This window comes from Candidatus Sodalis pierantonius str. SOPE (genome assembly GCF_000517405.1).
GTDB classification, from domain to species: domain Bacteria; phylum Pseudomonadota; class Gammaproteobacteria; order Enterobacterales; family Enterobacteriaceae; genus Sodalis_C; species Sodalis_C pierantonii.
Window position 1 is genome coordinate 3,032,529 of the sequence record NZ_CP006568.1, and the last position, 13,693, is coordinate 3,046,221.

Sequence of the window (13,693 nt, forward strand, 5' to 3'; positions counted from 1 at the left end):
TGCAAAAAGCGTGTTATACCGTGCAAGCGGTTTACCCGGAGGACGCCGATTATGCTTATGAAAAGACGTTCCCTCTCCATACGCCCCGCGCCTTACAGAAACCACGCCGCAAGCCGGTGACAAAGACAAAGCGCACGCCCTGCTCCGCCAGCCGGAAGGCAAGAGCGTCACCGCAACCCAACCGCCCGCACACCGCTTACGTGTTACGCCGCGACGCGCGACGCCTCTCACGCCCGAGAAACCTCTCGAGCCGATGCCGAATCCTCTGTTATGCTCGGTCAATCCGCGGGAAACGCTTATCGCACTTAACGTACGCGGCTATCCTGACGTGCAGTGTGAAGGCGAGGTTCCCCAGACCGTAGAAGTCTTTCAAGCAAAGCGCATTCAGCGTCTTCCCGACCATTTTCCGCCCGCACTGGCGACGCTCGGCATCATTGATTCGCCGCAATTAGCGGACAACGCGCTCGATAATCTGGCCGCGCGAACCCCTCATTTGGCCGATCTCAATCTCAAAGACTGTGACATGCCGCGCTTACCTCAGCATTTACCCAAAACGCTGACGCACGTCAGCCTTTCCCAGCATGCCCCGATGTCGCCTGAAAGTCTGGACAATCTCAAAGCGTTAACCAGCTTAGCGTTGACGGGTGACGGCTTTACTCAATGGCCACGGGGGCTGCCGCCCAGCCTCCATACCCTGCGGATGTCTGCTAAACTTATTCAGCACGCGTCAAAGGAGGATTTCGCGCGGCTACCCGACCTGTCGCTTTTGATCATTACCCCCGATCCATCCCATCCGCTGCCGGCGTGGCTAAAGCAGCTTTCTCCCGACATCACGCTCATGACATAAGGGGCGACGAAAGGACCGATTAAACCGTTAATTGTAACTTATTCCGTAACGGAATTGGTTTTCCCTGCGCCAACCGGTATGCTTGGCTACCGCAAACTTTTTAGCTAAGCCTTCACGTCTATGCCTTTACTTCTCACTACGGCGCATGTCGCCACGTTGGCCGATGGCCATAGCGCCACCAGCGAGCGGCATGTGATTCGCAGCGCCAGCGATGTTTCCAGCCTGGTCAATTATCACACCGATAATCGTTCCCATGCCTCCATCATTATTGCCATCGCGCTCGGCGGCGTGTTTCTCGATGCCTACGATCTCGGTGCGCTGGCGTTCGGCATCAAGGATGTGGCGCGAGAGTTCAACCTGACCCCGGCCGCCACCGGCATGGTGGCATCGGCCATTACGTTTGGCGCTATCGTCGGCGCGTTCTTCGACGGTTATCTAACCGATAAAATTGGCCGCTATCGGGTATTCATGGCGGACATGCTGTTTTTTGTGCTGGCGGCGCTGGCCTGTGCCTTCGCCCCCAATGAATGGGTACTCACCGCCGCACGCTTTGTGATGGGCCTGGGCGTGGGGATTGATTTGCCGGTGGCGATGGCCTTTCTGGCGGAGTTTTCCCGCCTGCGCGGACGGGGTAACAAAGCCGCCAGCATTGCCATGTGGTGCCCCACCTGGTATGCCGCTATCAGCGTTTCCTATCTACTGGTGTTGTTGCTGTACGGCGTATTGCCGGAAGGGCATACCGCTTGGCTATGGCGGCTGATCCTCGGCTTCGGCGCCGTACCGGCGCTGGTGATTATCGCCATCCGTAGCCGCTATATGAGCGAATCGCCCGGCTGGGCCGCCAACCAGGGCGATCTGGCCGGGGCAGCGAAAATCTTGCGCCATTCCTACGGGATTAATGCCGAGGTGGCAACGGACGCGCCGGCGCCGCAGATCAACCGTCGCGCCAAAGCCGGTTTGCGCAATTACGCCGCGCTGCTGCGTGGCGTTTACCTGCGGCGGACGGTGCTTGCCACCCTTATCGCCGTGGCCTCCTCGTTTGCTTATAATGCGGTGGCGTTTGGTCTACCGGTCATCCTCAGCAGTTTCCTCGAGCAGTCCATGCTGAGCACCATTCTGTTCTCGCTGGCGCTGAATCTACTGTTCGCGTTTGTCGGCGGGCTGCTTGCGGTGCGCTTTGTCCCCCGCTTCGGCGCCTGGCCCATGACCGTGCTGGGCTATGCTCTACAGCTATTGTCGCTCATCGGGCTGGCGCTTATCGGCCGTCCCCACGATGGCATTCGGGCCGGTCTCGCCATAGCCATGCTGGCGTTGTTCCTGTTCGGACAAGGAGTCGGCCCCGGTTCGCACAGCATGACGTTCGCGTCGCTAAGCTACCCCACCTCGCTGCGCGGCGTGGGTGTCAGCTTTAACCAGACGCTGATGCGTGCCAGTTCAACGCTGTCGCTGTTTTTGTTCCCGGTGCTGACGGCGCTGCTCGGCACCGGCGTTTTCTGGGTGATTGCGCTGGCGCCGCTGGCGGGCCTGCTAGCCTTGCTGACCCTTCGCTGGGAGCCGTCGGGCTATGATGTGGATGCAGAAGATTTCGCGTCGCCGTCCACCGTCGCTGCGGGATAAGTCATTGCGGCGGGATTGACCTGCGCCGTGGCTTAAGCCCGCGCCAAGGGTTAACTCGGCATTGTAGATTAAGCCTGCACGGTAGGATGCATAAGGGGGCCGTCGCCGGACGATTGCCCCCTTTTATTTATTAGACCGTAAACGCCTTAGCGGCGCTGTGACCGCCCCTGTGGCGCCGTAGGTCCCAGCGCGTTCTAAAGCGTGGCGGCAAGTCGCACCCAGCCATATTCTACATAGACCTCCCGCCCCAGCAGCCAGCGTTGCAGCATCGTTAACGCCATCAGCGCCACCACTTACTGGCGGGCGCGCAGCGGGTGGCGCGCCAAATTGTTGCGCAGGACGATAGTTTGCGCATAATCCCGCCCCGGCGTATGCAGCGCCACACTGAAATGATCCTGCGCCAAAGCGCCTACCACCAGCCCCAGCGAGGCGCCGTGACGCTACGCCAGCTGCGCGGCCTGCTGCGCCAGCGCCGCTAAATCGACGCTTGGCCCAGCGCTCTCAGGTGCTTCAGGCCACCATTCGCCGCCCGTCACCGGCACGCCGGCGCTCCGGCACTGCCAGGTGACCATCCCGGCGGTGAACTGCTCCGCCAGCGCCAGGGTTAATCCCCGCTGCCCCAGCCGGGTCGGCAAATCGTCGGTCCCCTCATAAAGCTGGCTGTCGCCGGCCACAGCGCGAATCTGCTGCCATACCTGCTCCATCGCCTCGCGTTCGTGGGCCGGGCCGGTCAGCTTCAATTCAATGATCGGCATCGAGGAGCGGTAGCCGAGCACCACCTCCTCCGGCAGCGGCAGGCCGTCGAGCTCATTGGCCAGATCGCTTTCGCCGCGGCCAAAAGTGGTCATGCGCAGGCAAAGCGGCGGATCCGGCAAATCGAACCGCTCGCGCAGCCGCGGCACGATTTCGCGCTCCACCATGACCTTGAATTCCGAGGGCACGCCCGGGGTAAAAAACAGCAAACAGCGGTTGAGCTGTAGCGCAAAACCGCAGGCGGTGCCGACCGGATTATCGATAAGCTCGGCGCTGGCGAGAATCAGCGCCTGTTTGCGGTTACTGGCCGCCATTTTCGCCAGCCACTCCGCATGCTCCACCAGTTCATCGCCGGCGGCGTTGGTGTCGACAATCTACCCGTGCAACACTTCATCGCCCGTGCACAGCATTTCTACCCTAAGCATGCTCTTCTCCTGTGATCCTGTACCGCCACTTTAAAAAGCGGCATCGACAAACACAACACCTGTTCAAGGGATTTTCACGAAATGCGATAATTGCCTGAGAACGACGCGGAACAAAACGCGCCGTTCCCACGCTTACGGCGCAGGGGTTTGCGCCAGCCAAGCGTGGATAGCGCCCCGCGGGATTTTTATGCCGCCCTGGTTCAGCGTCGGCGGTAAGTAATACCAAGCGACGGGACGCTGCCACGGTGACAGTTGCGGCTCGAGCCAGGCGCGCAGCGCCGCAAGCGGGACGTTGGAATCCGCCACCGGCCTCTGGCCGTATTCCGGGTCAGCCAGCGGCGCAATAAACGCCTGGCGCACGCCGTCATGGCGGGCGAGCAGGCGTTCGATATCCTCGGGCTGCACGCCTTCGCCGCCGCAAAAAAACAAATTGTCCAGCCGGCCGGCGATGCGCAATTCGCCAGCGTGCCGCGATCGCGGGTGTGAAACCAGCCGGCGCCCTCATCGAGCGGCAGCAACGTGCCCTGATGCCAATAACCCGCCGCCTGACTGGCCCCGCGCAGCCAGATCTCGCCCTGTACCAGCCGCAAACTGCGTCCAGCCAGCGGCAGCCCGACGCCCGCGCGTCTGGCGCAAACGGTGGAGGCGAACTCGGTCAGTCCGTATCCGCACCAGCATCGGATGCCCTGCGCCTCGGCCCGCGTAGTGAGCTCGGCGGGGATCATCGCGCCGCCGAGCAGGACATCGCTGAGCGTGAGCGACGTAGGGGATCCGTCCAGCAGTCGCCATAGCTGCGTCGGCACCAGGGAAGCATGGCTGCACCCTGCCAGCACCTGCGCCAACAGCACGCCGTCTTGCACAGCCAGGCGTGCGCCGGCATACAGCCAGCGCCAGACGATGCCCTGACCGGAAACATGATACAGCGGCAGCGACAATAGCCAGCAGCCCGCGCGCTGGAAATCCAGCAGCGTGACCACCCCGGCCGCGCTGCATAAATGGGCGGCATAGCGGTGCGCCGCCTTGGGCATCCCGCTCGACCCCGAGGTCAGAGTCAGGGTAGCAAGCCGCTGGGGATCCCATGGCGTGTCCGCCGGCGGTAGCGAAGGCCGGTGCGGCTGCGCCTCAGCGGCGGACGGGTCTGACGACAGCAGCCGCGCAACGTCGACCTCGAGCGGCACCATGCCTGACGGCCACGCCGCGGGCTCGCTGCTCCAGCCAAAGGCCAGATCGAGCGGCGGCAGCCGGTGTGCCAACAGCTCCGCCGGCAGACGGGGATTAAGCGGTGCCACCCGCGCCCCGCATTCGAGCGCCGCCAGATAGGCGAACAGCAGCTCCAGCGAATTATGCCCCCTCAGCGCCACGCCGCAACCCTCGACCACGCCCGCCTGCCGCTGCACAGCCGCCACCAGCTCAGCTCCCCTTGCGGCCCGTGCAGGGCGATCGCATGCGGATAACGTTGCGCCCACTGGTGCCAGGGCCAATCATCACAATGCTCAGGTATCGATCGCGCTCCCGTGGCCTTGGCTCATGGCATTGTCCCGATGGGCTCCAACTGCGCCCAAGACAGCAGCGGTAAATCACAGCCCGGCCAGGGCCGCACCAGTTGCGCCTGCATCAACGACAGCGTATCTAGCCCCGGCGTCACCGCGGGCGTTAGCCACTGCGCCAGGCGTGAAAGCTGGGTCAGCGCCAGACTCGATTCCACGCCGGAGCTGATGACCGCCGTCAAACCAAACTCCTGGGCGCACTCCAGCGTCTGGCGGCAGCGCGCCAGCGCCCCCGTCAGGCTGGGTTTTACCACTAGCGCAGCCACCCCGGGAACGGCATGCAGGGTAAAGCCCGGCTCGCGCGCGCTCTCGTTCCAGGCGATGGGGATGCCGGTTTGCTCCGCGAAAGCCAGCGAATCGTCAGGGCGGCCGCAGGGCTCTTCAAGAAAATCGATGCGGGACAGGCAGCCCGGCGCCAGATAGCGGGCGAACTGCAAGGCGCGATCGCACGTCCAGCGGCGGTTAGCATCCAGCCGCAGGCGCAAATCGGGCAAGGCCGATAACAGCATATTCACCGTCAGGCTGTCCCGGATCGCCTCATACAGCCCCACCTTAAGCTTGGCCACCCGCGCGCCTGGCATAGCCGCCAGCGCGCAGCTGATGCCAAAACCGACCGAGGGCGGGGCGGCATCAAGCGTCGACTCCGACGCCTCCCCCGCCGTCCAGCGCATCACGGATTACGCTTGAATTGGCTGAAGTCCGGCTGGCGCTTTTCGACAAAGGCGTTGCGGCCTTCTTGCCCCTCGTCGGTCATGTAAAACAGCATGGTCGCATTCCCCGCCAGCTCCTGCAGACCGGCCTGACCATCGCAATCCTCGTTGAGCGCCGCCTTCAGGCAACGTAACGCGATGGGGCTATTGGCCAGCATCTCCCGACACCAGCGCACGGTCTCGATTTCCAGGCGCGCCAACGGCACGACGGCATTCACCAGCCCCATTTCCAGCGCCTGCTCTGCATTGTACTGGCGGCACAGAAACCAAATTTCCCGCGCTTTCTTTTGGCCGACAATGCGCGCCATATAGGACGCGCCCCAGCCGCCGTCAAACGAGCCGACTTTCGGTCCGGTCTGGCCGAAGACCGCATTGTCCGCCGCCAGCGTTAAATCGCACATCATATGCAGTACGTGGCCGCCGCCGATGGCGTAGCCGACGACCATCGCCACCACCGGCTTGGGGCAGGTGAGGATCTGGCGCTGAAAATCGAGCACATTCAGATGATGCACGCCGCCGTAGTCCTGGTAACCGCCATAATCGCCGCGCACTTTTTGATCGCCGCCGGAACAGAAGGCCTTTTCCCCCTCGCCGATGAGAATGATCACGCCGATGCCCTCATCGTAGCGCGCATCGCTCAACGCCAGCATCATCTCCTTGACCGTTAACGGCCGGAAGGCATTACGCACCTGCGGACGGTTAAGGGTAATTTTGGCGATCCCGTCCGCGGATTTGTGATAGCGAATGTCGGTGAAGTCGCCGCTGCAATCACGCCAGTCGAGGGGGGGCATACCAGGAGTCTTCATTAGGTTCAAGCATCATGCATTCCTTTATTCAAACGGAGCCAGCAAATAGTGAAGTCGTTCAGCAAACGCCCGCGGGTTGCCGCGATGGGCGTTATGCCCTGCCGCCGCTACCGGCCACCAGGGGAGCCCCGCCTGCTCGGCCAGCGCCGAGAACTTGGCGTCTTGGGCGCCGCACAGATAACCGAACGGCAAAGGTAAACGGCGCCAGAAGATCCGGCTGGCGGCCCAACGAGCCGACGATCAACATCGCCGCCACGCCTGCGCCGCGATTACCGGCGCGCAGCCGGATCACCTCCGTCAGACCGGGATGCGCGCCTTCGACAAACAACCCGCGCCAAAAGGAATCTTGGCCATGGCAGGCGTGATAAAGCGCGATACGCCCGCCGAGGGAATAGCCGATCGTGATATAGTCGCCAATGTTCAGGGCGCGCAGGGTCTGGCTGAGCGTCGTCGACAGCGCGGCAAACGGCTGCGGCGGCAGTGCGGCGCTGTCGCCGTGGCCCGGTAGATCCAGCGTCACCTGCGGCCAGCCGGCAAAATACGGCAGAACGGGCAACCAGTCGTCGCCCGAGCCGAGCAGGCCGTGCAGCCAGACCAGACAAGGCCGCCGACGGCTGCCCGGTTGCCTGTGCCGCACCGCCCAGGGCGTCATCGCGCCATCTCCGCTACCAGCTCGCGCAGCAGGGATGCGCCCTGCTGCGCCGGCACCAGGCGGTATCCAGGGCCGTCCGCAACGCGCCCATATCGCGCGGCCGCTGGTAGCCTAAACCAAACAGCGCCGCCGCGTGGCGGAAGTCCACCTGCTGCGGCATGACGTAATAGGTCTAGCGTACCGTCTCTGAGGTCGGCACCAGCAAGAAAATTTGACCGCCGTTATTATTCACCACCAGGATCACCACCGGCGCCGGGCAATGGCGGAACAGCGCCAGCGAATTGACATCGTACAGCGCCGAAAGGTTCCCCAGTAACGCGAGCAGCGGCCCGGCGGTGGCCCGCGCGCGACGCCGGCGGCGGTCGCCAGCAAACCGTCAATCCCGCTGACGCCACGGTTGCCCCAGACCGGATAGCCAGCCGGCAGTTGCGCTAACGCATCCGCTAATCGTACAGTCAAGCTATTGCCGAGGAAGACCCCTCCCTTCGCGGGCAACAGCGCCGGCAACCCATAGGCCAGCCGAGCCTCGCAGACCGCCAACGCGGTAGCGGCCCCGCCAGCCGATCCGGCGTGAATCGCCCCCCTGTCCGCGCCATGATACACCGGCTCAGCGCCGCTTTGCCCCTCACCAGCGGCGCAATAAGCCGGGTCAACGCCGACGGCGGACCGGGCCACGGCCGCCGGCAACAGCGCCTGACGCACCCGCCGCGCCGCGGCGGCGGCCAGGGGGGATTTACCACGGCCGGATGTCGCGCCAGCTAGGGCTCGACATCGGCGAAAATACGCCGCCCGCGGTGATGGCCCGGATCGCGCCGGCCGGGCAGCGGATCCACGAGCCACAGTGTTTGCGCCGGACAATCGGCCTGCCAGGCCAGCAGACGCTTGCCGGTCAGGCTACTGCCAAACTGCACCACCAACTCGGTACGGGCAAGTATCTCCTCCGCCGCCGAAGCGTTAAGCCAAAGATCGGCATGGGGCAACGGCTGGCCGGTATGGGAGAGCACATCGCCGAGCGCTTGCGACCAGTCGTCCTCTTGTTCCTCTTCCGCGCCGTACAGCGGCTCCGCGAACGGACAATTGATATGCACGCCGCCGTGGGCGACCTCGTCTAGCAGCGCATCCACGGCGCTGACCAACCAGCGCGCCGGAATAGCTGGCGTCGGTCGCGGCAAAACCGGCAAACATACCGGGCTGGCGGATCGCCTGATTGGCGCCGCAGTCAATAAGTTCGGCCGGCCTGTCCGCAGTAAGCAGCACCAGCCGCTCGCCGGTCAGGCTGGCTTCTATCAAAGCGGGGTAGAGATTGGCGGCGGCGGTGCCCGAGGTGACAATCACCGCCACCGGCTGGCCGCCGGCTTTCGCCAGACCGAGCGCCAGATGTCCGAGCCCGCGCTCATCGAAATGGGTATGGAGGGTCAGGCGCGGATGGGCGGCTGCGGCGAGCGTCAGCGGCGTTGAGCGCGAACCGGGGGCGATACAAACATGCCCTACGCCGTGTCGGGTCAGGGTTTCCAGCAGTAACGTCGCCCAGCGACGGTTAAACACAATACGGGACATGATGGGCCTGGCGCTTAGGTGGTAAGGGTGACACCCTATTGTAAGTCCTCTGCGGGAGCGGATATTGATGTAAACACCGATTTGCGACGTTTGCTACTCCCGCGCCGCACCGGTAAATAATGATTGGAGACCGGCGGCTTTATTTTCGACTTCCTGCCATTCTTGATCGGCATCGGATCCCGGCACAATACCGGCGCCGGCATAAAGTCAGATATGGTGACTTGACACCCGGGCACAGCGCAACGCCACGCAAAACTCGCTCTCATCAAGGGTCAGGTAGCCTGCCGACCCGGCGTACCAGCGGCGGGCGAAGGGTTCGTGACGCTGAATAAACGCCGCCGTCGGCTGCAGCAGCGCCAGGCAGAGGCTGTCGTCGGCGTGCTGCAAATCTCCCTGAATCCCCCGTCGCAAATGCTGTACGGTGCGCAGGCGGATGATTTCCGGGCCGCTGACATCCAGCGCCCGCGCGGCCTGCCGGGGATCCGGATCGCAGGCGACGGTGCCGGCCAGGGCTTCGGTATCAAGCCTGCGATCGTCGAGATGATAAAGCCGCTCCGGGCTGGATCCCAAAAAGGCCTCATGGGCCGACCAGGCCATCAGGTAATGGAAACACCGGTGGTTTACCTGGCGGCTGGCCGCCATCAGCGCCAGCGGCGAAGGGGGCATCTCCACGCGCAGCGTAGAGCGCCGGGCCAGCACCACTTTCTCCAGCCCGCCCTGGCAGAATTGCCCCAACGCTTGAGCTACAAGGCATCGCCACGCCGGCAGCTCGGGGAGATGCGTCACGCCGGTCACCGTGGCCGTCAGCGGCGGAAGGGGCGCCGGCGCGTCGGCGCCGTGGGCCTCAAGCCAGGCGAGAAAATCGGCGGCGTCGGCGGCCAGCTACGTCTCGCTGTAAAACGTCATTATTATCTGATACCGATCCCGCAGACGCCGCCAGCTCAGGCGCGGCAAAAACAGCGCGCTTTCCGGCTCACCCGCATCGGCACCAAAGGCATTGAGCCCCCAAATCCGCAAATCCCTTACCGCCGGCTGCGCGGCCAGGAAGCGCTGCGCATCGCCAAGGCAGGAGAAATGGCGCACCGCTCCGCAGCTCGCCACCTCTTCATGACCGTCGCGGTGCTGCCAATAGCATTGCGGATACAGCGGCGGACATAAAAAACGCGCAGGTCACCGGCATGTGACGCTGCGCGCATTCAGGCTGAGATGATGGATCGACGACGCCGCGGCCGTATTGCCTTAGCGCCGCCGCCAAGCCGGCCGCGGTTATCGGCGCGCCAACAGTAGCCCCACCACCAGCCCAACCGAGGCGCCGATGCCGACGCCATGCCAAGGGTTTTCCTGCACATAGTCATCCGCGGCGCTCACTGCCTGCCGGGCTTTCAGATAGTAGGTGTCGGACGCATGGCTCACACGCGTTTTAACATCATCCAGGGCCTGCTGCGCGCGGGTCTTCAGCTCGACATACTTTTGATCGGTTTTATCGCCGGAATAAGCCAGCACCTCTTCCAGCGTTTCGGACAGGAGCTGCACGTCATCGTCGACATGCGTTTCGTGCGGCTGAAGGGGATCGTTAGGTGTAGTCATCACTATTCTCCGTGTTCTGATGAAAGGCGTCAGACTAACTATAGGCAAAAAATGCCCCCGCCGGAGGACTATTCTCGCCGGAGCAATCCGAAAAAACGGGCGTATCGCTGATGTCGCACTTGGCAGGGGGGAGGCCGCGGGGAAACGCCCCGCGGCGCTGAGTTAGAGAATGGGCTGCGCCAACTGCACCAGCGTGATGAGCGGCTGCGGATACAGCCCGAGCAGCAGCACCAGCAGCGAGGAGATCAGTACCACAACACCGCCGGCGGTCAGCGCCCAGTTGGAAGGGGTATCGCGCCGCAGGTTTTCGGGCGGCGACAGGTAGAGGCTGACCATGATACGCAAGTAGTAAAACAGCCCGATGGCGCTACCGGCCACCACCGCACCGGTCAGCCAGCCCAGATGGCTATTCACGCCGAGCGCGATAACGTAGAACTTGCCGATAAAACCGAGCGTCATGGGGATGCCCGCCAGCGACAACATCATCACCGTCAGCACCGACGACAACAGCGGCTTATGCCAAAACAGACCGCGGTAGGAATACAGCGAATCCGCATCCTCGCCGGTGTAGGGGCTGGACATCAAGCTGACGACGCCGAACGCCCCCAGGCTTGCGAACACATAACCCGCCAGATATACGCCGACGGTTTCCAGCGCCAGCGTGTGGGCCTGCACCGCAATCAATCCCACCAATAAATAACCCAGATGGGCAATGGACGAATAGCCCAGCACCCGCTTGATATTGCTTTGGCTCAGGGCCATTAGGTTGCCGAACAGCATGGAGGCGAAGGCAATGATAGCCAGCACCAGCCGCACCACTTCATTGTGGGTCACCGGCGCGTAGAGGAACAGACGCATCACCACCGCGAAAATCGCGATTTTACTGGCGGTCGCCAGGAAGGTGGACACCGGCGCGGGCGCGCCCTGGTAAACATCTGGCGTCCACAGGTGGAACGGCACCAGCGACAGCTTGAAGCCGACGCCGACGATCATCATGCCCAAACCCGCCAGCAGCACCGGTTGCGCCAACATGCCGTCGTTAAGTGTTTGGCCAATGCCGGCGAAAGACAGGTGACCGGTACTGGCATACACCAGCGCCATACCGAACAGCAAGAAGGAGGACGCCGCCGCGGACAGCAGCGTGTACTTAATGCTGGCTTCCAGCGAGCGCTTTTGGCGGAACGCATAACCCACCATCCCGAACAGCGGCAGCGAAATCAGCTCAATACCGAGGAACAGCGCCGCCAAATGATTGGCGCAGGCGAGCAGGATCCCGCCCATCGCGGCAATCAGCACCAGCAGATAAAATTCATCGCGGTTGCCCGGATAGCCCGCCAGCCAGGCGTAGGCCAGCGTGCTGGTCGCCAGGCTGGCCATCAGCACCAGCCCGGTGTAGAGCATAGAGTAGCCGTCGACGCGCATCAGCGGCGTCACGTCCATCGGGCCATTCTGCGCCACGAACCACAGCGACAGCAGCGCCAGGTTAAGCCCGATGACCGTCAGCGTTGCGTTGATAAAGTGGTTGCGTCGCCACGCAATGCACAGCATCACAACCACCACCGTCAATCCGACGATCAACAGCGGTAATAATGCGATCAGTTGTTGAGGAGTTATTGTCATGGCGAATTACGGCCTTGTCGTTGAAATAGTGGAACCGGCGTCGGCGGCGAACCAGTGCTGGATATTGCTCATGGCGGCGGCCGAGGTATCCATAATCGGCTGCGGGAAGAACCCGAGCAGCACCAGCAGCACCACCAGCAACAAAATAATCAGTCGTTCGCGCAGCGTCATACCCGGCAGCGGCTCGGTGGATTTAGCCGGGCCGTAATACGCGCGCTGCATCATGATAAGCGAGTAGACTGATGCGAACACCAGACCGAACGTGGAAATCACCGTAATCACCGGTACCACCGGGAAACTGCCGAACAAAATGGTAATCTCGCCAACAAAGTTGCCGGTGCCCGGCATGCCGAGCGTCGCGACGGCGAAAAAGAGCGACAGCGCCGGAATAAAGCTCAGCCGGCCCCACAGACCGCCCATTTGCCGCATATCGCGGGTGTGTAGGCGCTCATACAGCTGACCGCAAATAATGAACATGCCGGCGGCCGACAGACCATGGGCGATCATCTGTACCACCGCGCCCTGATAGGCCAGCTGGCTGCCGCTGTAGATGGCAATCAGCACAAAGCCCATGTGGGACACGCTGGTATAGGCGATGAGGCGCTTGATATCGGTCTGCGAGAACGCCATCCAGGCGCCGTAAAAGATGCCCACCACCCCAAGCCACATGGCGATGGGGGCAAACTGGTGCGAGGCGTGAGGAAACAGCGGCAGGCTAAAGCGCAGCATCCCGTAGGCCGCGGTTTTCAGCAATATCCCCGCCAGGTCCACCGAACCGGCGGTGGGCGCCTGGCTGTGGGCGTCCGGCAGCCAGCCATGCAGCGGCATCACCGGCATTTTGACCGCGAAGGCCAAAAAGAACCCCAGCATCAGCAGGTATTCCAGCCGTTTCGACATCGGCGTGCGCAGCAGGTCTTCATAATTGAAGGTCCAGACGCCGGTGGCGTTATAGTGCACCAGCACCAGGCCGAGTATCGCCACCAACATCACCAGGCCGCTTGCCTGGGTATAAATAAAGAATTTGATCGCAGCGGTAATACGGGTCTTGCCGTCGGAGGCTTTATGCCCCCAGAGCGCGATGAGAAAATACATCGGCACCAACATCATTTCCCAGAAGAAAAAGAAGAGAAACATGTCGATGGCCAAGAACACGCCGATAACGCCGCCCAGGATCCACAGCAAGTTAAGGTGGAAGAAGCCCTGGTAGCGCTGAATTTCCCGCCAGGAGCAGAGGATAGCCAGCACCCCGAGCAACCCGGTCAGCACCACCATCAGCAGCGACAGGCCATCCAGCGCCAGATGGATGCTAATACCGAAGCGCGGGATCCAGGGGAGCAGATACTCCACCTGCCATTGCGGCAACCCCTGGGCCATCGCCAGGGTGTATCCGCCCTGCTGCCACAACAGCAATGAAAGCGCCAGTGTCAGCCCCATGGCAATCAAGGCTATCCAGCGCGGTACCCGGGTACCGAAACGCTCACATTGCCAACACAGCAGACCGCCGATAAAGGGGATAAGAATTAGCCAAGGTAGTAGCATGGCGTTTTGCGTCCCTAATTGTAAAATCAATAA

Annotated in this window: 9 protein-coding genes and 4 pseudogenes; 3 read left to right on the forward strand and 10 right to left on the reverse strand. The window is 62.6% G+C overall.

The genetic code is table 11. From position 1 onward, the window contains the following. Positions 1-253 precede the first annotated feature (253 nt). Both SOPEG_RS15230 and SOPEG_RS15235 read left to right on the forward strand, forming a co-directional pair. Positions 254-847 (forward strand): hypothetical protein, encoded by a 594-nt coding sequence (locus tag SOPEG_RS15230; protein ID WP_025245983.1) that lies wholly within the window; start codon positions 254-256, stop codon positions 845-847. Between the two features lie 120 nt (positions 848-967). Continuing rightward, positions 968-2,464, forward strand: coding sequence for an MFS transporter (locus tag SOPEG_RS15235; RefSeq protein WP_025245984.1), 1,497 nt, complete (start codon positions 968-970; stop codon positions 2,462-2,464). Between the two features lie 194 nt (positions 2,465-2,658). On the opposite strand, the pseudogene SOPEG_RS15240 reads toward SOPEG_RS15235, so the two are convergent. The 7 genes and pseudogenes from SOPEG_RS15240 to SOPEG_RS27690 form a co-directional block, all read right to left on the reverse strand. After that, positions 2,659-3,591 (reverse strand): annotated as a pseudogene (locus SOPEG_RS15240) (molybdopterin-binding protein). A gap of 183 nt (positions 3,592-3,774) precedes the next feature. Next, a pseudogene (gene menE / locus SOPEG_RS15245) lies at positions 3,775-5,143 on the reverse strand (o-succinylbenzoate--CoA ligase). 24 nt (positions 5,144-5,167) lie between these two features. Beyond that, a complete protein-coding gene (menC, locus tag SOPEG_RS15250) occupies positions 5,168-5,860 on the reverse strand; it encodes an o-succinylbenzoate synthase (RefSeq protein ID WP_025245985.1) in 693 nt (230 codons plus the stop codon). Next, a pseudogene (gene menB / locus SOPEG_RS15255) lies at positions 5,860-6,718 on the reverse strand (1,4-dihydroxy-2-naphthoyl-CoA synthase). Before menB ends, menC begins: the two are co-directional and overlap by 1 nt. A gap of 78 nt (positions 6,719-6,796) precedes the next feature. Beyond that, positions 6,797-7,357 (reverse strand): alpha/beta fold hydrolase, encoded by a 561-nt coding sequence (locus tag SOPEG_RS15260; protein WP_051419798.1) that lies wholly within the window; start codon positions 7,355-7,357, stop codon positions 6,797-6,799. A gap of 49 nt (positions 7,358-7,406) precedes the next feature. Then, positions 7,407-8,914 (reverse strand): annotated as a pseudogene (gene menD, locus SOPEG_RS30945) (2-succinyl-5-enolpyruvyl-6-hydroxy-3-cyclohexene-1-carboxylate synthase); the annotation flags it as partial. A 207-nt stretch (positions 8,915-9,121) separates the two neighbouring features. Further along, positions 9,122-9,709, reverse strand: a complete 588-nt coding sequence (locus SOPEG_RS27690; RefSeq protein WP_158382428.1) for a chorismate-binding protein — start codon at positions 9,707-9,709, stop codon at positions 9,122-9,124. Between SOPEG_RS27690 and SOPEG_RS27695 the strand changes: the two genes are divergently transcribed. Continuing rightward, a complete protein-coding gene (locus SOPEG_RS27695; protein WP_051419802.1) occupies positions 9,692-10,072 on the forward strand; it encodes a hypothetical protein in 381 nt (126 codons plus the stop codon). The genes SOPEG_RS27690 and SOPEG_RS27695 overlap by 18 nt on opposite strands. A gap of 108 nt (positions 10,073-10,180) precedes the next feature. Here SOPEG_RS27695 and elaB read toward each other — a convergent pair whose 3' ends face one another. The 3 genes from elaB to nuoM all read right to left on the reverse strand — a co-directional run bounded on the left by elaB (position 10,181) and on the right by nuoM (position 13,660). Further along, entirely contained in the window at positions 10,181-10,501 is a 321-nt protein-coding gene (gene elaB / locus SOPEG_RS15280) for a stress response protein ElaB (protein ID WP_025245990.1), read from the reverse strand. A 162-nt stretch (positions 10,502-10,663) separates the two neighbouring features. Then, the gene (gene nuoN, locus SOPEG_RS15285; protein ID WP_025245991.1) at positions 10,664-12,121 is read right to left on the reverse strand and encodes an NADH-quinone oxidoreductase subunit NuoN; all 1,458 of its coding nucleotides are present in this window, start codon (positions 12,119-12,121) and stop codon (positions 10,664-10,666) included. Between the two features lie 6 nt (positions 12,122-12,127). Next, on the reverse strand, positions 12,128-13,660 hold the full coding sequence (nuoM, locus tag SOPEG_RS15290) for an NADH-quinone oxidoreductase subunit M (RefSeq protein WP_025245992.1): 1,533 nt from the start codon (positions 13,658-13,660) through the stop codon (positions 12,128-12,130). Positions 13,661-13,693: the final 33 nt, after the last annotated feature.